Here is a 24,378-nt window from a genome sequence, read left to right as displayed (position 1 = left end):
GCTATGAAACGAATTATAGATCGATCGATACAAAACACAAGGCCATGCTCGATGCAAGTGTCAGGCAAGGGTCAGGCCGGCGCCAGCGGGTCGGGCGCGACCCGCCGCAGCCAGCTCGCTATCGCCGCCACCGCGGCAAACGCGGCGCCCAGCGCCAGGGCCAGCCCCGGACCGTGGGTTCCGCCGATGCCGAAGCACAACGCCACCAGCGCGGCGCCGGTGGCCTGGCCGAGCAGGCGCGCGGTGGCAATCACCCCGCTGGCGCCGCCGCTGCGCTCACGCGGCGCGCTGGCCATCAGGGCCTTCAGGTTGGGCGACTGGAAAAAGCCAAAGCCGGCCCCGCAGATGCACATGCGGATGCCGATATCGAGCGCGCTGGGATTGTCCGGCAACAGCGCCAGCGACACCATGCCCGCACTCAGCACCGCCAGTCCCACGCCACCCAGCAGGCCGGGCGGATAGCGGTCGGAAAGCCGGCCAGCGAGCGGAGCCATCAGCGCCACCACCACCGACCATGGGGTCAGCAGGAACCCGGTCTCGACCTGCCCTCGCCCCAGCACATGCTGGAAGTAGAACGGCAGCGACACGAACGCCAGCCCCTGCGCCGCGAACGAGCACACCGCGGTCAGCGTAGACAGCGCGAACATCGGCCGGCGGAACAGGTCCAGCGGCAGCATCGGCGCGGGCCGGCCGCGTTCGCGCCAGACCAGCAGCCCGAACGCCACTACGAACACGCCGGCGGCCGCGAGCGATTCGTGCAGCGGCGCGCGCTGCGCGCCCTCGCCGAGCGCGAAGATCAGCGCGGCAAAGGCCACCACGTTGAGGAGCGCCGCGACCCGGTCGAAAGATTGCGTGCCGCGCGGCGTCTGCGGCAGCGCGCCGCGCGCGATCCCCAGCGCCAGCAGACCGATCGGCAGGTTGACGGCAAACAGCCACGGCCACGTGCCGAACGACAGGATCACCGACGCCACCGTCGGCCCCACCGCGAACGACACCCCGACCACCAGCGCGTTCAATCCCACCCCGCGCCCCAGCCTGTGCATCGGAAAGATCGAGCTGATCAGCGCCGTGTTGACGCTCATGATCGCGGCCGCGCCGATGCCTTGCAGCGCACGTGCCGCCGCCAGCGTCGGCAACGACCACGCCAGCGCGCAGATGACCGACGCGACGGTGAATACCGCGACGCCGCCAAGATAGATGCGCCGGTGCCCCAGGATGCCGCCCAGCGCCGCGAACGGCAGCAGCGTGGCGACCATGGCCAGCTGGTACGCATTGATCACCCAGACCGACGCCGCCGGCGTGGCGCGCAGGTCGGCGGCGATCGAGGGCAGCGCCGTATTGGCGATGGCGGTATCGAGGGTCGCCAGGGCGACCGCGATCAGGATGGCGGCCATGCCGCGGCGCTCGCGCGCTGTCATGGCGTTGTCTGCGGCGGCGGCAGACGCGGAGGGAAGGGGCGCTGTGCTTGACACTGTCGTTGCCGGTTACCGGTGGCCGCCAGTGGCAGCACCAGACCGACACGATACGGGAAAACGCTTCAGCGTGCTGAACAGGGCTTCATATGTATGCACATTTCCCGCAGGATTCCCGTCCGCCGCCGTGCAGTCTGCCGGGTCAGTCCAGCGTGATGCCTTCGCGCTGGATCACCGCCGTCCAGTTGCCCTCTTCCTTCTCCACGCGCTTCGCAAAGTTGGCCGGATCGATCATCACGACATCGCCTTGCTGTCCCAGCGCTGTCTTCGCCTTGCCGTCCTCGAGAACCCCCTGCATCACCGAATGGAGCTTCTGGACGATCTGCGGCGGCGTGCCGGCCGGTGCCAGCATGCCGATCCAGAAGGTCACGTTGAAGGGCGCAATGCCGAGTTCCTCCAGCGTCGGCACATCCGGCAACTGCGCCATGCGCTTCGATGCGCTGACGGCGATGGGCTTGAGCTTGCCGGCCTTGATCTGCGGCAGTGCCGTCCAGGTATCGAAGGCAGTATCCAGTTCGCCGCTGATCACGGCCAGTTGTGCCTGCGCCGCGGACTTGTACGGAATGTGCGTGGTCTTGATCTTTGCCCGGTTGTTCAGCATGGCAAAGCTGAGATGCGCGATATTGCCCGGTCCGGCCGAGCCATAGCTGACCTTGCCGGGATGCTGCGTCGCGTAGCGCACCAGCTCCGGTACCGAACCGACCGAGTTCTTCTGCGACCAGTCCGGATTGGTGACAAGGATGAATGGCGCTTCGAGAACCAGGGTGACCGGCGTGAAGTCCTTCGGCGAGTAAGTCCCTTTCTTGTAGATCTGCGGATTGATGGTGATGCTGCTGGAGTTGGTGACCAGCAAGGTATAGCCGTCGGGCGCGGCCCTGGCGGCCTCGCCGACACCGATCAGCCCGTTCGCTCCGGCCTTGTTTTCCACGACCACGGGCTGGCCGAGGGATTTGGTCAGGCGCTCCGAAAGCACCCGCGCCACGGTATCCGTGAACGACCCCGCCGGAAACGGGACAATCATGCGGATCGGCTTGCTGGGCCAGCCGTTATTCTGCGCCGCAGCCGGCGCGGCCATCGTCGCGGCCAGGATGCCCAGCGCGGCTGCCGCCATGCTGAACTTGCCGGCCTTTGCGCTTGCCTGGCAGCGCTGGATCCATGTCGGTTTGTTCATATCGTCTCCGTATCGTAGTAATGGTGTGCTGAATACTTGCCGGCCTATGGCGTTTCCTTCGCGTGCTTTGGTTTCGCGACGGTGCCGGTGATGCCCTGCCGCTCCAGGCTTGCGATCTGCTCCGCGCCCAGTCCAAGCACGCGGCTCAACACCGCTTCGGTGTGTTCGCCCAGCGTCGGCGCGACATTGCGGATGGGCACAGGGCCTGGCCCGGTCCTGAACCAGGCAGTGCTGCTGGTGTAGGTGCCGATATGGGCGCGCTCGACTTCGCACCAGAATCCGCGCGACCGCAGATGGGCGTCCTGCAGCACCTGCGACATGGGACGCACCACGCCAGCGGCGATCCCGGCCTGTTGCAGCAGGTGCATTGCCTGTTCGGCGTCCCGCGCCATGCACCAGGACCCGATCGCCTGCTCGATCCTGTCCGCCTCGGCGCGCCGCCCCGCTCCCTGCTCCAGCCGCGGATCGGCGGAGAGGTCCGCCCGTCCGATCGCCCGGCATAGCGCGGGCCAGTCCGCGTCGGTAACAGTCAGCACGATCCACGCATCGTCGCCAGCGCAGCGGAAGCAACCATGGGGTGCGTACATCGGATGGCGATTGCCCTGGCGCGGCGATACGGCGCCGGAGATGGACTGCTCCAGCATGAACGGCGCGGCCATCGGCAACATGGCCTCCACCTGCGACAGGTTGATGTGCCGCCCCTGCCCCGTCGCTTGCTGGGCAAACAGCGCGAGCAGGATCGCCGCGCCACCATTGAGGCCGCCGATCGGGTCGCCGTAGGCGTATGACGTCATCGCCGGCGGGCCATCGGGGTGCCCCGTGTAGAGCGGCAGCCCGCTGGCCTGCTCCAGCGTGCCGCCGTAGGCGCGGGTATTGCTCCACGCATTGCCGAGCCCGAAGGCCGGCATCGACAGCATGACAAGCCGTTTGTTTCTGGCGCGCAGCGCTTCGTAGTCCAGCCCTAGTTTTGGCAAGACCTCCGCGGAGTAATTCTCGATGACCGCGTCGGCGCCTTCGACCAGCTGCAGCAGCAACTGCTTGCCTTCGGGGCGCGTCAGGTCCAGCGTGATGCCCAGCTTGTTGCGGTTCATCAGGTTGAAGTTCGAGTTCTTCTCGTACAGCCTGTCCCGATAGAAAGCCTCGGTGAAATTGGCGCCGCGCCACCAGTCGGGATAGCCGGTACTTTCGACCTTGATGATCTCCGCGCCAAAGTCGGCCAGCGTCCGCGCCGCAAGCGGTCCCGCCCAGCCCATCGTCAGGTCGATGACGCGGATACCTTGCAGCGGCAAGCGCTCCCCTGCCGTTCGCCTGAGGCTCAGACGCGGGCGATGATCCAGCCCCGAGGTTCGATAGTGCAGGTCATGCTCGCCCTTTGCCGGCGCATTCCCGCCGGGCAGCGGACCCGCCGCGTCGAGGCGTAGCGGCACCACCGGGCCTTCAAGCGACGCGCCGCCCACGCCGACCGGCACGAAGGCACCGCGCTGCCGATGCACTTCCTGGCCGAGCAGGGTCTCCATCGTCGGCACGATCACGGCGGGATGCTTCTTGTTGCCCAGGATCTCGAACCACTGCCGGGCCGTGCGCGCCAGGAACGCAGGCAGAAGCAGCGCGTCGATCTCGTCCGCGCGCGCCATCCGCTCCGGGCCGCTTGCGTAGCGCGGATCGCTGCCGAGGTCCGGACGCCCGATGGCCTCGCACAGGCCCTTCCACTGCGGCAGGGTGTGCGTAAAGATGCCGATCCACCCTTCGGCGGTCTGGTAGATCCCGGCCGGATGCGTGCCGCAGAACCGGTTGACGCCAAGGCGCTGGAGCGGATGGCGCTTGTCCTGCACCATGCCCGCTTCCATCTCGACCACGCTGAAGATGGATTCGTGGGCGCTCAGCACATAGCGGCGGCTGCCCTGCCCGCTCCCGATCAGCGCCGCGGCGGCGGCCGAGAATGCGCTCAAGCCGACCACGATCGCCGACTGCACGTCGTGCGGCATGTGTGGCGGCCCATCTGTGGGGCCGCTGCCATGCACGGCGCCGGCAAGTCCGCGGCATACTGCTTCAGCGCCAGCGTAATGGCTGTATGGTCCGCTTTCGCCGAACCAGGTGAGTGCCACCTCGATCGGCTCTTGCCCCCGCGCTTCATCGGCCATGCCCTGCCAGACCGGCGTGCCGAGGATGCCCGGGCCTTCAGCCAGCGCACGGGCATCCAGCACCACGTCGCACGTGCGCGCCAGATGGGCCAGCCATGCGCGGTCCTCGGCGTTACCGTCGTGCGCGGTGACGCTGCGCTTGTTGGTGTTCAGCCATGCAAAGAGCGCGCTTTCCGGCTGCGCGGCCCCCGCTGCGCTGACCATGGGCGGCATCCGCCGCCAGGCGTCGCCGGACGGGCTTTCCACCTTGATGACTTCGGCGCCGAAATCGGAAAACAGCTTGCCTGCGTACGCCAGCGCAGGCCCGCTGCCGACTTCGAGCACGCGCAACCCACCCAGCGCCAGCTGCGCCGGGTCAATACCATGCTTGATCATGAAAACTCCTGGCTCTGTCTGTGGGCTCGTCAGGCACGGCGCTTACCACGCATCGATGAAGCCGCGGCGCTCCCTGCGGCTGCGCACTTCCGCGGAGGCGATGCCCTGTGCGATCCACTTCCGTGTCTGCGCGGGGTCGATCACCGCGTCGATCTCGACGGCGGCCGCGGTGTTGATCGCGTGGCCACGCTCGTAGGACTGGGCCACCAGCCGGTCGAACAGCGCCTTGCGCTCGGGGCCATCCGGCACCGCCTCAAGCTCCTTCTTGAAGCCCAGCCTGACCGCGCCTTCCAGGCCCATCGGGCCGAACTCGCCGGTCGGCCACGACACGGTGAAGCTGGCCGAGCGGAAGCCGCCGCCCGCCATGGCCATGGCGCCAAGCCCGTAGCCCTTGCGCAGCGTCACCGCCAGCAGCGCGACACGCAGCTTGGCCGCCGTCAGGAACATGCGCGACACGTGCCGCACCTGTGCGCGGGCCTCGACCTCCGGCCCGACCATGAACCCGGGGGTGTCGATCAGCGAGACGATCGGCAGCCCATGCGCATCGCACAGCTGCATGAAGCGCGACGCCTTGTCCGCGGCATCCGCATCGATGGCGCCCCCAAGGTGATAGGGGTTGTTGGCCATGATGCCGATGGGCTGCCCTTCCACGCGGGCCAGCGCAGTGTGGATGCCCGCGCCGAAGCCGCTGCGCAGCATCAGCACGCTGCCGGCATCGGCAATGCCCTCGATGGCCTTGCGGGTGTCGTAGACGCGCAGCCGGTTCTCGGGGACGACATGGCGCAGCGCCAGCGCCTCCGGTGCGCTCCAGTGCGCCACGCGGCCCTGGAACATCGACAGATAGTGCTTCGCTGCCTGCACGGCTTCGGCCTCGTTGTCGACCAGGATATCGACCACGCCATTGGCATGCTGCACCGATGCGGGCCCGACCTCTTCGGGGCTGAAGATGCCGAGGCCGCCGCCTTCGATCATGGCCGGTCCCGCCATGCCGATATTGGCCGACCGGTCGGCAATGATGACGTCGCAGCAGCCGAGGAAGGCTGCGTTGCCGGCGAAGCAGCGCCCCGAGACAATGCCCACCACCGGCACATTGCCGCTTAGCTCGGCAAAGGCGGCGAACGACGGCTGGTACAGCCCGGATACCGAAGGGAAATCCACGTCGCCGGGCCGGCCGCCACCGCCTTCGCCAAACAGCACCAGCGGCAGCTCGTCGCGCAGCGCCACCTCCACGATGCGGTCGGTCTTGATATGGTTGCGCTTGCCCTGCGTGCCGGCCATCACCGTGGCGTCGTAGGCCATCACCGCGCTGCGCGCCCGATCCTTGCCGACCAGTTCGCCATTGATATTGCCGATGCCCGTGATCAGGCCATCCGCCGGGGTGTTGGCAATGAGGTCCTGCTGGCTGCGGCGCGAAGCCTGCGCGGCGAGTGCCAGCGCTCCATACTCGACGAAGGTATCCGCATCGCACAGGTCGGCGACGTTCTCGCGCGCGGTGCGCTGCCCGCGCGAGCGGCGCCTGGCAACGGCATCGGGGCGCGCGGCGTCATCCAGGTAGGCATGCCGGTCCAGCACGCGCTGCAGGTCCGCGCGAATCGCGTTCGGATCGAGCTGCTGGGCGGCAGCCACGGCGATGCCATCGGCCTCGAGCTGCTCCAGCACGATCAGCACCTGGTTTTCGGCTGCCAGCGCGCCCGGCTCCAGCCGCAGGTCGACCACGCGCCCGCCGCATTCCGCGGCGATGGCGTGCTCCATCTTCATGGCGTCGAGCACCGCGACGGTCTGCCCCGGCTTGACGATCTCGTCCAGCGCGACGGCAATCTCCACCACCCTGCCGGTCAGCGGCGCACGGATCGCCACCAATCCCTCGCCGACCTCCTCTTCCGCATCGGCGTGGCGCGGCGCAAGCGCGTGCGAAGCACGGGCCGTGCCGCCCAGCAAGGCTTCCTGCGCGCGTCCGGCCTGCGCGATGGCCTCCGCCGATGCGGTCAGCTCCTGCACGATCGCTTCGAAGTGCCGGGTATGGACATCCTGCGCGAGGAAATCGTCGCGCTGCACCAGCGCGCGCAGCAGGTCGAGGTTGGTCGGCACGCCGGCGATGCGGAACTCCGCCAGGCTGCGCTGCAGGCGCCGCACGGCCGCATCGAACTTCGGCGCCGCGCTGCTGACGATCAGCTTGGCCAGCAAGGTGTCGAAGTTGGGCGACGGTTCATAGCCAGCGTAGCCATGGGAATCGACGCGGACGTCGGGGCCCGAAGGCGGATCGAAGCGCTCCAGGCGGCCGTGCGCAGGGCGCGCCAGGCCGTGCGCGTCGGTCATTTCCGCGTTGATGCGCACCTGGATGGCATAGCCGCGGGGTTGCGGCGGCGCAGCGGGGTCCAGGCCGAGATCGGAGAGGGTCTGTCCCGCGGCGATTCCGATCTGCAGCGCGACCAGGTCGACGCCGGTGACCTGCTCGGTGATGGTGTGCTCGACCTGCAGGCGGGGATTGGCTTCGATAAAGACAAAATCCTTCTGCTCGCCGGATTCGGTTTCCTCGACCAGGAACTCGAAGGTGCCCAGGCTCTGGTAGCTGACGCGGCGCGCCAGCCTGAGCGCCGCCTTGATGATCTGCTCGCGCAGCTGCGGCCTGAGCACCGGGCTGGGGGCGATTTCCACCAGCTTCTGGAAGCGGCGCTGCAGGGTGCAGTCGCGTTCGCCGAGGGCAATGACGTGCGCGCCGTCGCCGGCGATCTGCACTTCGATATGGCGCGCGCGGGCCACCAGCCGCTCGGCGTAGACGGCATCGATGCCGAACGCCGAGCCCGCCTCGGAGCGGCAGCGCGCATAGGCTTCGGCCAGTTCTTCGCGCCGGCGCACCACGCGCATGCCGCGCCCGCCGCCGCCACCGACCGCCTTGATCACCACGCCCGCGCCGCCTTGCTGGTCGAAGAAGCTGGTGATTTCCTCGAGCGACGCTGCGCCGCGCGTGGCCGGCATGACCGGCACGTCGCTGTCGGCCGCCAGTTCCAGTGCCCGCCCCTTGTCGCCGAACAGCGCCAACTGCTCGACGGTGGGGCCGATAAAGCGGATGCCGGCCTCGTGGCAGGCCTGGGCAAAATCGGCCCGTTCGCTGAGGAAGCCATAGCCCGGATGGATGGCATCGCAACCGGATGCTTTCGCCGCGGCAATGATGCCTGCGATGTCGATGTACGCAGCCGGCCCGGCACCATCGAGGGCAACGGCCTCGTCGGCCAGGATCCGGTGCAGCGCGCCCTGGTCGTCTTGCGAATAGACCGCGACGGTCCCGATTTCAAGATCGCGTGCGGCACGCAGCACGCGCAGCGCGATCTCACCTCGATTGGCGATCAACAGCTTCTTCAATGCAGTCTCCTCGTTTGTATTTCGATGTCTGTGCCGTGGGTGCCTGGCCGCTCAGGGCCGGATGCCGAACCGGCTGATGCCGGCTTCGCGCAGCGGCGCCGCCAGGTTGGCGAACTCGCACAGCAGCGTGCGGGTCTCGCGCGGGTCGATGATGTCCTCGATGACGAACGCTTCCGCGCTGCGGAACGGCGACGTCAGGCTGCGCACGCGCAGCTCGATCTCGGCGCGCTTCTGCACCGGATCGTCGGCGCCTTCGATCTCGGCCTTGTAGGCAACGTCGAGGCCGCCTTCGATCGGCAATGCGCCCCAGTTGGCGGAGGGCCACGCGTAGCGGAAATTGAAGCGCCCCATGTGCTGGTGGCCGGCTGCCGACACGCCGTAGGCACGGCGCAGGATCACCGAGCACCACGGCACCGTGGCCTGGTAGAGCGCCGACAGCGCGCGCACGCCGTAGCGCATGATTCCCGCCTTTTCGGCCTCGAGGCCGACCTGGAACCCGGCCGTATCGACCAGGTTGACCACCGGCAGGTGGAAGGCCTGCGCCATGTCGACGAAGCGCGTGAATTTCTCGGCGCTGGCGCTGTCCCAGCTGCCGCCATGGAAGGACGGGTCGCTGGCGATCACCGCCACCGGCCAGCCATCCAGCCGTGCCAGCGCGGTGATGACGGCGCAGCCCCAGTGCATGCCGATCTCGAAGAAGGAATCGGCGTCCACCAGCGCCTGCACGATGGGCCGGATGCTGTAGTCCGCCCGGTTATCCCGCGGGATTGCCGACAGCAGCCATTCGTCGCGGCGCGCCGGGTCGTCGTCGGGCTCGCTCCGCGGCGGCAGCTCGAAAACGGAAGGCGGCAGATACGACAGGAACCGGCGCGCGCACGCGAAGGCTTCCTGCTCGCTGCCGACCTCGTCGTCCACCACGCCGTTGCGGGTGTGGATCTGGCTGCCGCCCAGCTCGTTCTTGCTCAGTTCCTCGCCCACGCGGGCCACCACCGACGGCGGGCCCTCGTTGAACAGTTGCGAGGTTTCCCTGACCATCACCGAATAATGGCTGGCGGCCACGCGGGCCGCGCCCATGCCCGCCACGGATCCCAATGCCAGCGACACCACCGGCACCACGGACATGTTCTCCACCACGTGCTGCCAGACCTTCATGGTGGGGATGAGGGTATGGCCCTTGATCTCGATATTGCGCACCGAACCGCCGCCGCCGGTGCCGTCGACCAGCCGGATCATCGGCAGCCGCAGGTCGTGCGCCATCTTTTCGGCGTGGATCAGCTTGTCGCCCACTGCGCCTTCGTTGGCGCCGCCGCGCACGGTGAAGTCGTCGCCCACCAGCACCGCCGGCCGGCCGCCGACCTGCGCGCGGCCCATCACCAGGTTCGAGGGAACCAGGTCCACCAGCCGCCCGTTGCTGTCATAGCGGCCGCTGCCGGTCAGGCCCCCGACCTCGCGGAACGAGCCGGGATCGGCCAGGGCATCGATACGCTCGCGCACCGTCAGCTTGCCGGCCGCCTTGTGGCGTTCCACCTTGCCTTCGCCGCCCATCCGGGCGGCAAGCCGCCGGCGGTAGGCCAGTTCATCGATTTCGGGCTGCCAGCTCACTGTCCTCTCCTGTGTCTTTGCGCGGCACATGTGTCGCCAACACTTCCGCAGGAGCCGTGCCAGCCACAGGGCGCTCGATTACGCGTTGATTTCATTGAACAAATGCCCGGCCGCCGTTAGGATGTCCACTATGAGTACACAAACGTGTCCGCATTAGAGGCACGCATGGAGACATCAAGTGTCCTCAGTGACGACACAAGACATGAGCGGGATCGCGCTCGGGGTGCTGGTCTGTTCTCGCGACGGCTCCCGGCTGGCGGCGATCGGAGCCTGTACCGACCCGGCCATTGCCGACGCGGCGTTCACCGCATGCGCACACGCGCAGGCGCCGGGCGAGGGGCGCCGGCTTTTCCCCGTCGAGGCAGGCACCCGGCGCTTCATCGGCCTGAGCCTGGAAGACGGCGACCACCAGCTGATCCTTCTGCATCGCACCGACACACAGGCCGTGCTGCTCGACTTCCTGGGCACAGTGCCCTTCGCCGGCGCGATCCTGGACCACTTCCTGAACGATCCCTACCAGGCCATCACCGTGGTCGACAAGGAGGGACGGGTGCGCTTCATCAGCCCCGTCCACGAGAAATTCCTGGGCCTCGACACCGGTGCCGGCATCGGCCGCCCGGCGGCCGAGGTCATCCCCAATTCGCGGCTGCCGCAGGTGGTGGCCAGCGGGAAGGCGGAGATCGGGCAGCTGCAGCAGCTCGACGGCGCCACCCGCGTGGTCAACCGCATGCCGATCCGCCAGGACGGCGAGGTGGTGGGCGCCATCGGCCAGGTCATGTTCAAGGGGCCCGAAGCCCTGGGCCGCATGCACAAGGAACTGGTCGAGCTGCGTTCGGAAGTGGCGCGTTACCAGCGCGAGTTTGATCACCTGCGCGACGGCTTGCCCGAGCGGCAGCCGACCTTTGGCCTGATCGGCGAAAGCGCGCCGATGCAGCGCCTGCGCCGCGAAATCCAGACCGTGGCACGCCTTGACGTGCCGGTGCTGATCCTGGGCGAAAGCGGCACCGGCAAGGAGCTGGTGGCCCGCGCCATCCACGGCGCCGGAGCCGAGCCGGCCAGCGCCCGTCCGCTGGTCAGCCTGAACCTGGCCGCCCTGCCAGCCACGCTGATCGAATCCGAACTGTTTGGCCATGCGCCCGGCGCCTTTACCGGGAGCCAGCGCCAGGGACAGGCGGGCAAGCTCGAGCTGGCAGCGGGCGGCACGGTCTTTCTCGACGAGGTCGCCGACATCCCGATGGAGATGCAGGTCAAGCTGTTGCGCGTGCTCGAAGACCACATGGTCGAACGCCTGGGCAGCCGCCGCGCGCAGCGGGTCGACTTCCGGCTGGTCTCGGCCACCAACCGCGACATTCCCGAGTTGATCGATGCCGGGCGTTTCCGCCTCGACCTGTACTACCGGCTCAGCGGCGTGGTGCTTCGCATTCCCGCGCTGCGCCAGCGGCGCGAGGACATCCCGGCTCTGCTGCAGCATTTCGTCGACGCCTTCTGCGCGCGCAACGCCATGCCGGCGCCAGGCATCGACCACGAGGTGGCGCGCCACCTCGCCGGCCAGCCCTGGCCCGGCAATGTGCGCCAACTGCGCCAGCGCATCGAGGAAGCGCTGGTCTTCTGCGATGGCCGGACGCTGCGCGTAGCGGACTTCGCACGCGGCGAATCGGCGCGCGGGCTATCGGGGCTGGAAAGCCAGCCCCCTGTGCATGCGGCCGGGCAAGCGCATCGATATGAGGCTTCCGCGGCGGACGAGCTGCCATCGCCCTCTTCCGCACTTCGCACGCCGGGCGACCCGGCCGCGGGCATGAAGGAACTGGCCTATGCCGCGGTGATGGACGCGGTCGCGCGCCATGGCGGCAACAAGAAGCGCGCAGCCGAGCAACTGCGGATTTCCCGCTCGCACCTGTACAAGATCCTGGAACGCGGGCCGAACCCGTCGCAATCGAAATAGGCGCGCGCCACCGCCCTATCGGCACCGTCGCCGATGTCGATAGAATGTGCGTCGACCGATCGCGACCGGGCCTGACCAGCGCCTGCATTCATGAGCCCGTCGCATACGAGGCCTTCGTGCGCGAACTGCGCCATGACTGACCAGCGCCCGCTTGCGCGCCATTGCGGGCTGCAACCGCTTTCTGCCCGGAGCGTTTAGGCGCCGGGCGATTCAACATAGGAACTGCACATGGAAACATCGAAGCCCCTGGACAACGGCCGCGGCCTGCTTGCGCGCCTGCATATTTCCACGCCGATCATCCAGGCGCCGATGGCAGGCGTCGGCACGCCCGCGCTGGCGGCTGCCGTGTCCGAGGCCGGCGGCCTTGGTTCGCTCGGCGTCGGTGCCATGGACGCCGAGGGCGCGCGCAAGGCGATCCGCGAGACCCGGGCACTGACCGGCAAGCCGTTCAATGTCAACCTGTTCTGCCATGCGCCGGCCCAGCCCGATCCCGCGCGCGAAAAGACCTGGCTGGACTATCTCACCCCGCACTTCCTGAAGCACGGCGGCACGGCCCCCGCCACGCTGCGCGAAATCTACAAGAGCTTCGTCGAAGACGAGGACATGCTGCGCATGCTGCTGGAAGAGAAACCCGCAGTCGTGAGCTTTCATTTCGGCCTTCCCGCGCAGCAGAAGATCGATGCCCTGCGCAGCGCGGGCATCGTGCTGCTGGCCAGCGCGACCTCGTTGCAAGAGGCGCGCCAGATCGAAGCGGCGGGCATCGACGCCATTGTCGCGCAGGGCATCGAAGCGGGCGGCCATCGTGGCGTGTTCGATCCGGCCGCCTACGACGAGGGCCTCGGCACGCTGGCGCTGGTGCGTGTCCTGGTGCAGAAGACGAGCCTGCCGGTGATCGCAGCCGGCGGCATCATGGATGGCGCGGGCATTGCCGCGGTATTGGCGCTCGGCGCGCAAGCGGCGCAGCTTGGCACCGCATTCATCGCCTGCCCCGAGACGGCGGTCGACGCCGCCTATCGCAGCGCCCTCGCGGCGGACAGCAAGCGCCCCACCACGCTCACGCGCGCCATCTCCGGCCGCGCCGCCCGGGGCTTTGCGAACCGCCTCACGGCACTGGGCGAGCATCCGGACGCGCCCGCCATCCCCGACTACCCCACCACGTATGACGCCGGCAAGGCGCTCCACGCTGCCGCCAAGGCCACGGGAAGCGCCGACTATGCGGCCCAGTGGGCGGGACAGGCGGTGCCGCTGGCGCGAGCGCTGCCCGCGGCCGAACTGGTCGGACGGCTGCAGTCGGAACTGCGGGACGCGATTGCGCGCCTGGCCTCCCTGCAACACGTGGCCGCCTAGCATCGCCGTGCCGGCCGCCGTGTCAGCGATGCAGCGGGCCGGCCGGCGTGATGTCTTGATCTGCAGCAGGGATGCCGATAAGGTTGGGTATGCCTAAATCAGGTGGCCGGACCGCTCACGTAAAACATCTTTGGTGATGCCTTCCATCACTGCCGGTGAGGGATGAGAACCCCGCGAAATCGCCCGGCGCACGCGAAAAAAAGGCCACCTGTCGGAGACAGGGATTCGGTGGAAGCGCCGCAAACCGGAGCGTCCTATTCTGATACAAGGGCCCGGTAATCGGCCTATGTGCCCGCACAGGCACCTTGCCTCTCCTGATTTCCCCCGCGCGTGTGACCATGCGTCCCCTGCTGCAAGCCCGCCTCGTCAATGACGTCTTCGGCGACCCCGTCCTGTTCGTCGACTTTCTCGACGAACGGCGCGCCTTGCTCTTCGACCTGGGCGACATCACGGCGCTGATGCCGCGCAATCTGATGCGCGTGTCGCATGTGTTCGTCACGCATACCCATATGGATCACTTTTCCGGCTTCGACCACCTGCTGCGCGTACTGCTCGGGCGCAAGCCGTCCATCGCGCTGTACGGCGGGCCCGGGTTCGTGGCGCAAGTCGGGCATAAGCTGCGTGCCTATACCTGGAATGTCGTGCACCGCTATGACCTGGAGTTGGTCGTTGAGGCGTTCGAGCTTGCACTGGATGGCCACATCCGCAGCGCGCGGTTTTCAAGCCGGGACCGCTTTGCCAGTGTGGCAGTCGCGACGACTGAGCAATGCGGCGATATCGTGCATGACGAGACAACATTCCGAGTGCGCGCCTGCTTTGTCGACCACGGCATTCCCTGCCTGTCCTACATCGTCGAAGAAAAGGTCCGGCTCGGCGTCGACAAGGAGCGCCTTGGCGCATCGGGCATGACAAAAGGCGCGTGGCTGCGCGAGCTTAAGCATGCGGTCCTGACCGGTGCCCCCGTCGACACGCCGATTCCCGTGCAATGGCGCGACAGCGGCGGCGACCATGCGGTAACGCGAACGGTCGGCGAACTAAGCCGCCTGATCCTTGACGCCACGCCTGGCCAGCGCATCGGCTATGCGACCGACCTGCGCGATACCAGCGACAACATGCAGGCGCTGTCGAACCTGATGCAGGGCGTCGACCATCTCTTTATCGAGAGCGTGTTCCTGGAAGCGGATCGCGCCCACGCCCTGCGCAAGAACCACCTGACCGCCGCCCAGGCTGGCCGGATCGCGTCATGCATTGGCGCCCGCGCGGTGACGCCGTTCCATTTCTCGCCGCGTTACCGTGGCCGTGCGGAGGAGATGGCCAGTGAAGTGCAGGCGGCCCGGGAGCACCTGCGACGTTGAGCAGCCGCATCAACCCTTATCGAATCGCGTCATGACCAATACCCATCGCACCGAAGCCGACCTGCTTGGCGAACGCCAGGTGCCTGCCGATGCCTACTACGGCGTCCACACCCTCAGGGCCTGGGAGAACTTCCAGATCAGCGGCACCCCCATCTCATCGTGGCCGGAGCTGATCATTGCGCTGGCCTCCGTCAAGCAGGCCGCCGCCGAGGCCAATGCCGAACTCGCCCTGCTGCCCGCCACGCTGCGCGACGCCATCCTGGCCGCCTGCAATGACGTGCGCGAAGGCAAGCTGCACGACCAGTTCATTGTCGACACGATCCAGGGCGGCGCCGGCACATCGACGAACATGAATGCCAACGAGGTCATCTGCAACCGCGCGCTCGAGCACATGGGGCACCGCAAGGGCGAATACCAGTTCCTGCACCCGAACGAGCACGTGAATATGGCGCAAAGCACCAACGACGTCTATCCAACCGCGCTGCGCATTGCCACGTATTTCGCCATCGAGCACCTGCTCGAAGCGATGGAAGTCCTGCGCGCCGCGTTCGACCGCAAGGCGACGGAGTTCTCCGGCCTGCTCAAGCTTGGCCGCACCCAGCTTCAGGATGCGGTCCCGATGACGCTCGGCCAGGAATTCTCCACCTACGCGGTCATGCTCGAGGAAGACATGGCGCGCCTGCGCGAAACCGCTTTGCTGATCCGCGAAATCAACCTGGGCGCCACCGCGATCGGCACCGGCATCACCGCGCATCCCGACTACGCGCCGAAGGCCCTGGCCGCGTTGCGGCGGATCACGGGCATCGACCTGTGCCTCGCGCCCAACCTGGTGGAGGCCACGCAGGATTGCGGCGCCTTCGTGCAGATCTCCGGCGTGCTCAAGCGCATTGCCGTCAAGCTGTCCAAGACCTGCAACGACCTGCGGCTGCTGTCGAGCGGACCGCGCGCGGGCTTCGGCGAGATCAACCTGCCGCCGATGCAGGCGGGCTCGTCGATCATGCCCGGCAAGGTCAATCCCGTCATTCCGGAGGTTGTCAACCAGATCGCCTTCGAGGTGTTCGGCAACGACACCACCATCACCTTTGCCGCGGAGGCCGGCCAGTTGCAGCTCAATGCCTTCGAGCCGGTGATTGCCGCCAGCCTGCTACGCAGCTTCCGGCACCTGACCAATGGCTGCCTGACGCTGGCGCAGAAGTGCGTCGACGGCATTACCGCCAACCCTGAACGCTTGCGCGAAACCATCGAGCGCTCGATCGCCCTGGTGACCGCGCTCAATCCCGTGATCGGCTACAAGAACGCGACCTCCGTCGCCGCCGAGGCCCATGCCAAGGGCACCACCATCCGCGAAGTGGTGCTGGCGCGGGGCCTGATGACCGCCGAAGCGCTCGACGAGGCGTTGCGGCCCGAAACGCTGATCCGGCCCCGTGCGGACAAGCTCGCCGACAAACCTGCAGACAAGCCCACCGGCAAGCCATGAACAGGATTCGCCGTGGCTCATCCCTGGCCGTAATCGCGCCCGGCAGGTGTGCCGGCAAACAACGACTTCTTGATGATGGCATGGATGCCCCAGTTGCCATTGACGACCTGCGTCACCCCGAAATCGACGGCGACCGATATCAGGGTGACCGCCTCGTCTTCGGTCAGCCCCTTGACCGTCATCAGGAAGCGGCGCGCCTTGCGGAAGGCATCGCGCATGGCATCGTCGAGCGTGGATTTCAGGTAGATATCGCTCTGTGCCGTCTTGCCCAGCTCGGTCAGGTGATTGGGTGAACTGAAGCCATGCAGTATCCACTCGTCGGCGGTCTCTACCAACGGGTAGCTCAGGTCGGCAAATGGAGCCCCGCGTTCAATCATGGTGCTCTTGTGCAGGACCAGCTGGAAGTCTCCGGTGAGCGAGCATTCGATGGCCGTTCCGCATAGTTCCGAGTCTCCCTGCGAGGCATGGGGATCGCCAATCGACAGTAACGCGCCCGGAACGCCAACCCTGAGGTAGACGGTAGCGCCCCGCGTGACCCGCCAGTTGTCCAGGTTTCCGGCGAAGCTCGATGGCGGGATGGAATCGATCAGCCCGTCCTGCGCCGGCGCCACGGCGATGACGCCGAAGTGCGGCCGGACCGGTATGGCCACGTCGCGCAGCACGTCGTAGTTCTTGCTGATGGTGGCATGGTCGACCGGCACGCCGGGATAGTCGATGGTCGGATGCAGCACGCCGAAGGGATCGCGCTGCGGCGTCCAGCGAAAGCTATAGACCGCGCGCGCGCAACCGTCGGCACGTTCGCAATCGATCTCGAACACGGTGACCACCTCGCGCTCGCGCGGTTCCGTCAGCATGTCGCGGTAGTGAAACCCCCACCAGGTCGAAGCGTTGCTGCCGAAGGCCTTGCCGGCAAAGCGCGGGTTGGCGCACCGCCGCGGACGTACGTCGAGGATGCGCACCTCGAGGACATCGCCGGGCATGGCGCCACGAACCGCGACCGGGCCGGTGCAGATATGGACGCCGAAGCCTTCTCCGGCACCACGGCCATAGACCGACGCATCGATCGGCCCGGCGCCGCGCCGGTTCACGTTCTTCTGCTCCGCGGTCCAGTGGAAGACGCTTTCCGCGCCGGGATCCCCCTCGATCATGCGCTCGCGGTCGTCCGATGCGTGCTGGGTCAGCGTCTCGATCGTGACCGTGTCGCCCGACTGTACCTCCAGTACCGGCTGCAGTTCATGGCTCAGGTAACCCCAATGCACGGTCTTGTCCGTCGCCTGCAGCCAGTGGTGCCGGCCTTCGTGGCGTGCGGCATGCGCGCGCGCCTGGGCAATGGAAACCACGGCCGGGGCTGCTTGTTGCGCGCCAACCGGGCCATCACCGGGCGGCGCTGCGCGCATGCCAGGCGCAAGCCTCGCGTGCGCGGGAAGTCCGCGCGACACTTTCTGCGGTGGCCGGGGCGCGGGCGCGATCGCCATCTGGTCGCGGTATGCGCGCGGCGAGATCCCGAACTGTTCGCGAAACGCGTGGCTGAAATAGGACGGGTCGTTGAAGCCCCAGCGATAGCAGATATCGGCAATCGAGAGCTTTTCATACTGCGCGTTGGCCAGATCGGCCCGGCATCGGTCAAGCCGGCTGGTGCGCAGATAGGATGAAAAGCTGCTGCCCGATTTCTCGAAGAGCTTCTGCAGGTAGCGGGCCGACAGGCGCTCGTCCGCGGCAATGGCGGCAAGGCTGAGCTCGGGTTCCGAAAGGCGGGCGTTGATGCGGCTGCAGACGCGCGCAAAGATGGCGGACCGCGATGGCGTCATGTCCGCGGGCGGCGTTGCCCGGCTGTCCGCAAGGACCGCGCCCAGGCACGAAATGATGGTGTTCTCGAACGGCTGGAGCGCCTTGCCCTCGGCGGCCACTACCGTATCGAAACTGAGCGCCATCGATTGCAGCAGCCGGGCAAACAGCTCGGCCGAATCACCGGAAAGCACCAGCGCGGCGCCCGGCAGCGGGGCCGTGATCCTTGCGCCGAGCAAGGCCTGGCCGATGTGTACCGCCATCAGACGGAAGCCGGTGCTCAGCACCAGCTTGCGGGAGTCCTGCTGCGGCACGCATGCCAGCTGGCCCGGCCGCAGCGGCTCGCGCAGGTCCGGCGCGGCGAGGGTGGCGTTACCTTCGACCAGCATCAGCAGCATCATGCCGCGCCCGCCTCCCGCGGCAATGCTCAGGGTCTGTGGAACCGACGAGATGCACGCCAGCTCGACCCCCGCGGGCGTTGTCCGCGACTGGATCGTGCCGTGCAGGGTGTGATCCGCGCACAGGCTTTCGCAATGCAGGCGCGCGACCCTGAGTTCGTCGCGCCAGGCGGCGCCGCGCCGGTTGTGCGGATAGGCTTCGGTGGAAAAGCGCAAAAGGTGCAATTCAGCCTCCCAGGCAGCGTTCTGCAACAGCGCAATTGGCGGACATGGTTGTCCGCCAACGCTTCAGGCATCTCATGCAAGGTCCTTCAGCCCGCCGGGCTATCCGACCAGCAGTTGGCCCCGCATTGCGGCAACCAGCACGAAACCGGCAAATGTGCCGAAGATGGCGAAGATGCCGCCGAGCACGTTAGGCGCCGGTATCGGCGCACGAACAGCAGTGTAGACAATACCAGTCACCAGTCCGACGGCCGCTGCCTGCAACTCGGTCGTCCCCAATGCAATTTCGACCATGTCGTTCTCCCGCTCTCAGGAAATTCCGTTGCCCTGGCTGCCTTGCGGCGGGCGCCCGAAGGCGATCGTCCTGCGCAACGCCTGCACGATCAGGTAGCCGAGGTAAGTAAAAAGAATGGCGCAGATCCCGCCGGTGACATTGGGCGCGGGAATCGGCAAGTCCAGCCAGGAATACAGGGTGCCGGTGACCAGGCCGACGATCAGGGCCACCCATTCGTTGCGTCCTACGTAGACGTATTGCATGCGCGTATCTCCGGTTCCGCAGCCGCGCGGGCCCTCCCCGCCTTGCGGCGGTGGGCGTCCGGCGGTGCGAGGGTTCGATGAGGATGCCAGTTCAGCCCTTGCCTTTCGGGGGAAAGATCGCGCGCGGCATGGTGCAATGGATGCCCTGCGTGCCATCGACGACCTGCGTCACGCCGAAGTCGGCCGACACGCTCATCAGCGAGTAGGCGTCGTCGCGCGACAGGCCCTGCTGCTCGGTCAGCAGCTGGATCATGTCGCGGGCCGCGTTCTTGCCGGCTTCATCGAGGTCCTCGTGGAAACCGTGCACGACCCAGCAGTCGGGCGTTTCCAGCAGCGGCGAAGGGAAGTGGAAATCCTTGCGCAGGATCACCTGGAACAACACGTTCAGCGAGGCTTCAATCGCCGTGCCGCTGATTTCGCCGTCGCCCTGCGAGATATGCGGGTCGCCGATCGAGAACAGCGCGCCATCGACCTGGACGGGATAGTACATGGTGGCCCCCGCGCCGATACGCCAGTTGTCGATATTGCCGCCATGCAGCCCGGGCTCGACGGTAGTGACCCGGCCACGCTTGTCGGGCGCGACCCCGGCCGTGCCAAGATGGGGGCGCACCGGCACGCGCACACCGGCAAGCGCCGGCTGGCGGCAGCATTCGCGGTCGTCGACCACCTTGCCGGGCGTGGTCAGCTTGCCGGGATAGTCGAAGGCATAGAGCGCATGCGCGGTGTTGGAGGCCTGGTCCAGCTCGTAGATCGTGACCCGCTCTTTCTCGAACTCCCGGTAGAGCTGCCCCCAGTGCGCCGCAATGTTGGCCCCGAAGCGAAAGCGCGGGATCATCTGGAGATAGCGCACCTCCAGCATATCGCCGGGCCTGGCATCCTCGACATAGATCGGCCCGGTCATGATATGCACGCCCGGGTTGCGGTCATCGTGCGGGATGGTCCGGTAGATCTCGCGGATGGCGGCATCCATCATCAGGTCTGGCGCATCGCCGGCGTGATGGGTCACCGCTTCGGCGCGGATGAGGTCCCCGCTTTTCACGGTCAGGGCGGGCGCCTTGGTGGCATCGAAATAGCCCCAGTGGATGGTCTCGGGGCGGGCGGGCAGGTCATGCAGCATGTCGTCTCCTGGATTTTTTTCGCAGCCGCATCCCCAGCCGCTCACTCGGTGATCGGCTGTATCCGGTCAGGCAGGGAGGGGGATATCGGCTATTCGTGTTTCTTATGAATCGCCGTCATTGAGCCCGGCGATTCACGTCCAGGCAGGGAAGCCCGGATGCCGCGCCGCAGTGCTTTCGGTGCCGCGCGGTGAATCCATACTAGAAAGAGCCGGTGCATGACCGATAGGGCGATACGCCCCAAAGACTTGTGCTGGCGCGTACTAGGGTAAACGTGCGCTGGGGCGGCACGATCTGGGCATCAGTGGGACGCGCGCGGCTTACGATTCGCTGACGGCTTCGGTTCGCGATCCACCATGCCCGCCGCGGCCACGGCACGCGCGCCCAGCACCGGCACGCCTTCGTGCCGCCAGGCGCCGGGGTTGGCCCGTTCCACGACCAGGTCACGGAAACGCTGCGCCGCGGGCCGCGGCGTGACTTCGCCATTCCAGACCACGACCACCGGCTCCACGTGGCTGCGCAGGTCGAAGCGCAGAATGCGTGCGACCTTGGCCTCGCAGAGCTGCGCGGCGATGCGCTCGGGGAAGACTGCCAGGTAATGCCCTGTCTGCATGAGGCTTGCGGTCGCGGCGACATCGCTCGTGCGGATTCCCGATGCCGGTGGCGCAACGCCAAAGGCGTGGAAGGCCGTGTGCAGCAGGTGGAGCATGCGCGATCCGGCCGCAGGTATGCACCACCGCTCTGAAGACAAGGCCTGTGCCGCGATCTTGCGGCGCGCCAGCAGCGGGTGGTCGCGGCTGGCCACAATGACGACCTTCTGCGCCGGCACCACGGGCGTGGTCCGCAATTCCGGCCGGGACAGGCGAGGGTCGTCGTAGGCAAACAGCAGGTCGAGCGAGCCGTCGACAAGCTGCTCCGTCATTTCGCCGATGCCGCCTTCGATCACGCTGATTTCCACGCGCGGATTGTCACGGTGGAAATCGGTCATGGCCTGCGCCAGCAGCGGCTGCACCGAGATCGTCCGAAAGGCGATGCGCAGCTCGCCCTGGCTGCCGGCACGCACCGCGTGCAGCGATTCCGCCAGCCGCTCGAACTGCGCCAGCAGCACCTTGGCGTGAGCCGCCATCTCGCGGCCGGGCTCGGTCAGCACCAGGCCGCGTCGGCTCCTGACATAGAGCGGCGTGCCGACAATATCCTCGATTTCCCCCAATGCCTTCGACACCGCAGCCGGACTGACGTGCAGGCGCTCGGCCACCGCCGCGGCCGTACCCGCTTCGCTGAGCGCAAGAACGAGGCGGAGATGACGAAGTTTCAGGCGACCAAGCATGGACTGGGCGGATTCCCGGACGGCGCGGGCAGGATCATTCGGCATCGGTGGAAAACTAGTGACGGGGAGATAGCCGCATTTTAAGAGTTAACCATTTGGTTTATCTACAGTGACTTTTATTCGCTTTTGGGTAAAGACCTCGATCCCTTATAGTCGGCGGCATTCCATCAATACAAGGCGGCGCAAGACCCCAGGAGGAGAACCGATGATCACGCTGAACACTATTGCCAGGATCGTACGCGGGGTCATGGCAGCCGCCACGGTGGGCACCATGCTTGTCGCGATTCAACCCGCCGCTGCCGCGGCATGGCCGGATCGGCCGCTGCGGCTGGTGGTGCCGTTTCCCGCGGGCGGTTCCTATGACATCGTAGGCCGCACCCTGGCGCGCAAGCTGGAACAGCGGCTCGGGCAGCCGGTGGTGGTCGAGAACATCGCTGGCGGCGCTACCGTGCCGGGCGTCATGTCGGTACTGAAGGAGAAGGCCGACGGCAATACGCTGCTGCTCGCGAGCGACGGCACGCTGAACATCAATCCGCATACCGTCAAGGACTTGCGCTACAACCCCGACCGGGATTTCACGCCCGTCACCATCGTGAGTACCGTGCCGCACTGGATCGTCACGCGGGTGGACCGCAAGCAGATGAACCTGACCGAGCTCAGGGACTACATCGTCAAGCACCCGGGCAAGGTCTCGATCAGCATCAATGCTGTCGCCGGCGCGGCGCATCTCGGCCTGGCGGACTGGAAGCGACGCAACGGACTGGACTTCACCATCGTGCCGTATCGCGGCTCTCCGCCGGCCATGTCGGACCTGATCGGCGGCCAGACCGATGCCCATGTGGATGTCATCGGCTCCTCCATCAGCTACGTCGGCGACGGCAAGGTCAAGCCGCTGGCCGTGCTGCAAACGGCGGCGGTCGCGCAGTTCCCCAAGCTCCAGCGGCAGGCCGCTGACAGCAAGGATGCCCTGCTCGTCCGCGCCAACCTGGCGCTGGTCGCCAAGGCCGGTACACCCGAAGCCGTCGTCGAGCGGCTGTACCGGGAGGTGCGCGCCAGCATGCAGGAGACTGATTTCGTCGAGCGGCTGCAGTCGCTCGCCTACGAACCGGTCCTCACCACGCCCGCCGAGAGCCGCCGCCTGATCCACGCCGAGACCGTGCGCTACGGCGCCATCGCTCGCACGGTCAATCTCGAATCCAACTGACATCACGTCCGACCCATTTTCTGGAGCTCGCCCAATGCGCTTCGTCATCGCCCTGATGCGGCATGAGACCAATACCTTCTCGCCGATTCCCACGCCGCTGTCCGCCTTCAGCCGCGGCAGCAGCACCGATGGTCCGCTGTATGGCGACGACGCCGTGCGCGCCTGCCAGGGCACCAACAGCGCTGCGGCGGCGTTCATGGACCTGGTGGTCGCCCAGGGCGACCAGTTCGTGATGCCCCTGATGGCAAATGCCGTACCTAGCGGCGTGGTGACACGGGAAGCCTTCGAATCGATGTCGGCCACCATCATCGAGGCCGTGCGCGAAGGCTGCGACGCCGTCATGCTCGACCTGCACGGTGCAATGGTGGCCGAAGGCCTTGCGGATGCCGAAGGCGAACTGCTTGTCCGGATCCGCGCCGCCGCGCCGGAGGTGCCGATCGCGGTATCGCTCGATTTCCATGCCAACTTCAGCAAGGCACTGGTGGACAATGCCACGGTCATTGCCGGCTACCGGACTTATCCGCATGTGGACGTGTACGAGACCGGAGCGCGCGCTGCGCAGACGCTGATGGCGGCAATCCGTGGCGAAGTCCGCCCGGTCATGCTGTGGCGCACGCTGCCGATGCTCACCCACATGCTGCGCCAGACACCGCGCGAGCAACCGATGAAGGACATCATGGATCGAGCCATCGCCGCGGAGCGCGATGGCGAGGTGCTGAACGTGTCGATCTTCGGCGGCTTTCCGCTTGCGGATATTCCACATGTCGGCCTGACGGTGGTCGTGGTCGCCGATGCAGCCCATGCCGAGGCGGGCACCCAGCTGCTCGACGAACTCAGCGCCGCAGCATGGGAGCGCCGCGCCGACTTCGTCTTTCCGCTCGAACCCATGGAAACGTCCATCGCTCGCGCACGCGAAGCCAAGGCCGGCCCCGTGATCCTCGTCGACCACGGCGACAATTGCGGTGCGGGCGGGCCGACCGACGAGATGACGGTGCTTGGTGAGGTGCTGCGGCAGGGACTGAAGGACGTTGTCGCCGGGCCCTTCTGGGATCCGGGTGCCGTAGCCCTGATGATCGAGGCGGGTGTGGGCACGACCGTGACGGTCGACGTCGGCGGCAAGACCGACATGCCCGCGCTCGGCCTGAAAGGCAAGCCGCTACGCCTGACCGGACAGGTTCGCTGCATCACCGATGGCGCCTACCAGGTGACCGGGCCGATGTTCACGGGCATGCGGCTCAGCCTCGGCCGGACAGCGGTGCTTGACGTGGACGGCACGCTGGTCGTCGTCTGCGAGAAGCCGCAGGAGCCATTCGATACTGGCGTCTTCACCCACGCCGGGATCGACCTGTCGCGCCGCAAGTATGTCCTGATCAAGTCGCGCCAGCATTTCCGCGCCGGCTTCGAGCCGATCGCGAAGGACATCGTGCTGGTGGCAGGCCCTGGCGTCTGCAACTCGGACTACAGCCAGTTTCCCTTCCGCAACCTGAGCCGCCCCATCTATCCGCTGGACGAACACGCCGCGCTCCAGACGTTCTGATGATCGATGTA

16 protein-coding genes are annotated in these 24,378 nt (G+C 67.0%); 6 read left to right on the top strand and 10 right to left on the bottom strand.

Going from position 1 to position 24,378, the window contains the following annotated elements; genetic code table 11:
• Window positions 1-71: 71 nt before the first annotated feature.
• The 5 genes from E0W60_RS10620 to E0W60_RS10600 form a co-directional block, all read right to left on the bottom strand.
• A complete protein-coding gene (locus E0W60_RS10620) occupies window positions 72-1,418 on the bottom strand; it encodes an MFS transporter (RefSeq protein ID WP_135703905.1) in 1,347 nt (448 codons plus the stop codon).
• A 196-nt stretch (window positions 1,419-1,614) separates the two neighbouring features.
• Window positions 1,615-2,643, bottom strand: a complete 1,029-nt coding sequence (locus E0W60_RS10615; protein WP_135703904.1) for a tripartite tricarboxylate transporter substrate binding protein — start codon at window positions 2,641-2,643, stop codon at window positions 1,615-1,617.
• Between the two features lie 44 nt (window positions 2,644-2,687).
• Window positions 2,688-5,159, bottom strand: coding sequence for a CaiB/BaiF CoA-transferase family protein (locus E0W60_RS10610; RefSeq protein WP_135703903.1), 2,472 nt, complete (start codon window positions 5,157-5,159; stop codon window positions 2,688-2,690).
• A 42-nt stretch (window positions 5,160-5,201) separates the two neighbouring features.
• A complete protein-coding gene (locus tag E0W60_RS10605; RefSeq protein ID WP_135703902.1) occupies window positions 5,202-8,519 on the bottom strand; it encodes an acetyl-CoA carboxylase family protein in 3,318 nt (1,105 codons plus the stop codon).
• 51 nt (window positions 8,520-8,570) lie between these two features.
• Window positions 8,571-10,121 carry an acyl-CoA carboxylase subunit beta gene (locus E0W60_RS10600; RefSeq protein WP_135703901.1) on the bottom strand — a complete coding sequence of 517 codons (1,551 nt, stop codon included), beginning with the start codon at window positions 10,119-10,121 and terminating at the stop codon, window positions 8,571-8,573.
• A 202-nt stretch (window positions 10,122-10,323) separates the two neighbouring features.
• Between E0W60_RS10600 and E0W60_RS10595 the strand changes: the two genes are divergently transcribed.
• The 4 genes from E0W60_RS10595 to aspA all read left to right on the top strand — a co-directional run bounded on the left by E0W60_RS10595 (window position 10,324) and on the right by aspA (window position 16,242).
• A complete protein-coding gene (locus E0W60_RS10595) occupies window positions 10,324-12,063 on the top strand; it encodes a sigma-54 interaction domain-containing protein (protein ID WP_240745781.1) in 1,740 nt (579 codons plus the stop codon).
• Window positions 12,064-12,291: 228 nt separating this feature from the next.
• Window positions 12,292-13,410: an NAD(P)H-dependent flavin oxidoreductase gene (locus tag E0W60_RS10590; protein ID WP_133093278.1), complete on the top strand. Its 1,119-nt coding sequence runs from the start codon at window positions 12,292-12,294 to the stop codon at window positions 13,408-13,410.
• A 338-nt stretch (window positions 13,411-13,748) separates the two neighbouring features.
• Window positions 13,749-14,765 (top strand): ribonuclease Z, encoded by a 1,017-nt coding sequence (locus E0W60_RS10585; RefSeq protein WP_135703899.1) that lies wholly within the window; start codon window positions 13,749-13,751, stop codon window positions 14,763-14,765.
• Between the two features lie 31 nt (window positions 14,766-14,796).
• A complete protein-coding gene (aspA, locus tag E0W60_RS10580; RefSeq protein WP_135703898.1) occupies window positions 14,797-16,242 on the top strand; it encodes an aspartate ammonia-lyase in 1,446 nt (481 codons plus the stop codon).
• A gap of 17 nt (window positions 16,243-16,259) precedes the next feature.
• Here aspA and E0W60_RS10575 read toward each other — a convergent pair whose 3' ends face one another.
• The 5 genes from E0W60_RS10575 to E0W60_RS10555 all read right to left on the bottom strand — a co-directional run bounded on the left by E0W60_RS10575 (window position 16,260) and on the right by E0W60_RS10555 (window position 21,626).
• The gene (locus E0W60_RS10575) at window positions 16,260-18,650 is read right to left on the bottom strand and encodes an acetamidase/formamidase family protein (protein WP_135703897.1); all 2,391 of its coding nucleotides are present in this window, start codon (window positions 18,648-18,650) and stop codon (window positions 16,260-16,262) included.
• Window positions 18,651-18,749: 99 nt separating this feature from the next.
• On the bottom strand, window positions 18,750-18,941 hold the full coding sequence (locus tag E0W60_RS10570) for a DUF1427 family protein (protein WP_063240339.1): 192 nt from the start codon (window positions 18,939-18,941) through the stop codon (window positions 18,750-18,752).
• A 15-nt stretch (window positions 18,942-18,956) separates the two neighbouring features.
• A complete protein-coding gene (locus tag E0W60_RS10565; RefSeq protein WP_135703896.1) occupies window positions 18,957-19,184 on the bottom strand; it encodes a XapX domain-containing protein in 228 nt (75 codons plus the stop codon).
• A gap of 91 nt (window positions 19,185-19,275) precedes the next feature.
• Window positions 19,276-20,301, bottom strand: a complete 1,026-nt coding sequence (locus E0W60_RS10560; protein WP_135703895.1) for an acetamidase/formamidase family protein — start codon at window positions 20,299-20,301, stop codon at window positions 19,276-19,278.
• A gap of 299 nt (window positions 20,302-20,600) precedes the next feature.
• Complete coding sequence (locus E0W60_RS10555; RefSeq protein WP_240745780.1) at window positions 20,601-21,626, bottom strand: LysR family transcriptional regulator; 1,026 nt, start codon at window positions 21,624-21,626, stop codon at window positions 20,601-20,603.
• A 205-nt stretch (window positions 21,627-21,831) separates the two neighbouring features.
• Here E0W60_RS10555 and E0W60_RS10550 point away from each other — a divergent pair, with 205 nt between their 5' ends.
• Window positions 21,832-22,830: a Bug family tripartite tricarboxylate transporter substrate binding protein gene (locus E0W60_RS10550; protein ID WP_135703893.1), complete on the top strand. Its 999-nt coding sequence runs from the start codon at window positions 21,832-21,834 to the stop codon at window positions 22,828-22,830.
• 34 nt (window positions 22,831-22,864) lie between these two features.
• Window positions 22,865-24,367: a M81 family metallopeptidase gene (locus tag E0W60_RS10545; protein WP_135703892.1), complete on the top strand. Its 1,503-nt coding sequence runs from the start codon at window positions 22,865-22,867 to the stop codon at window positions 24,365-24,367.
• Window positions 24,368-24,378 lie beyond the last annotated feature (11 nt).

Origin of the sequence: Cupriavidus oxalaticus, from assembly GCF_004768545.1 — a bacterium.
In the GTDB taxonomy this organism is placed as follows: Bacteria; Pseudomonadota; Gammaproteobacteria; order Burkholderiales; family Burkholderiaceae; genus Cupriavidus; species Cupriavidus oxalaticus_A.
The sequence above is the reverse complement of the archived record's forward strand: the minus strand, read 5'-3'. Positions and strand labels throughout refer to the sequence as shown.

Bases quoted from the DNA above. Each gene is read 5' to 3' on its own strand.
- E0W60_RS10620 (WP_135703905.1), bottom strand. From the start codon at position 1,418: ATGACAGCGCGCGAGCGCCGCGGCATGGCCGCCATCCTGATCGCGGTC.
- E0W60_RS10615 (WP_135703904.1), bottom strand. From the start codon at position 2,643: ATGAACAAACCGACATGGATCCAGCGCTGCCAGGCAAGCGCAAAGGCC.
- E0W60_RS10610 (WP_135703903.1), bottom strand. From the start codon at position 5,159: ATGATCAAGCATGGTATTGACCCGGCGCAGCTGGCGCTGGGTGGGTTG.
- E0W60_RS10595 (WP_240745781.1), top strand. From the start codon at position 10,324: ATGAGCGGGATCGCGCTCGGGGTGCTGGTCTGTTCTCGCGACGGCTCC.
- E0W60_RS10590 (WP_133093278.1), top strand. From the start codon at position 12,292: ATGGAAACATCGAAGCCCCTGGACAACGGCCGCGGCCTGCTTGCGCGC.
- E0W60_RS10585 (WP_135703899.1), top strand. From the start codon at position 13,749: ATGCGTCCCCTGCTGCAAGCCCGCCTCGTCAATGACGTCTTCGGCGAC.
- aspA (WP_135703898.1), top strand. From the start codon at position 14,797: ATGACCAATACCCATCGCACCGAAGCCGACCTGCTTGGCGAACGCCAG.
- E0W60_RS10570 (WP_063240339.1), bottom strand. From the start codon at position 18,941: ATGGTCGAAATTGCATTGGGGACGACCGAGTTGCAGGCAGCGGCCGTC.
- E0W60_RS10565 (WP_135703896.1), bottom strand. From the start codon at position 19,184: ATGCAATACGTCTACGTAGGACGCAACGAATGGGTGGCCCTGATCGTC.
- E0W60_RS10560 (WP_135703895.1), bottom strand. From the start codon at position 20,301: ATGCTGCATGACCTGCCCGCCCGCCCCGAGACCATCCACTGGGGCTAT.
- E0W60_RS10555 (WP_240745780.1), bottom strand. From the start codon at position 21,626: ATGCTTGGTCGCCTGAAACTTCGTCATCTCCGCCTCGTTCTTGCGCTC.
- E0W60_RS10550 (WP_135703893.1), top strand. From the start codon at position 21,832: ATGATCACGCTGAACACTATTGCCAGGATCGTACGCGGGGTCATGGCA.
- E0W60_RS10545 (WP_135703892.1), top strand. From the start codon at position 22,865: ATGCGCTTCGTCATCGCCCTGATGCGGCATGAGACCAATACCTTCTCG.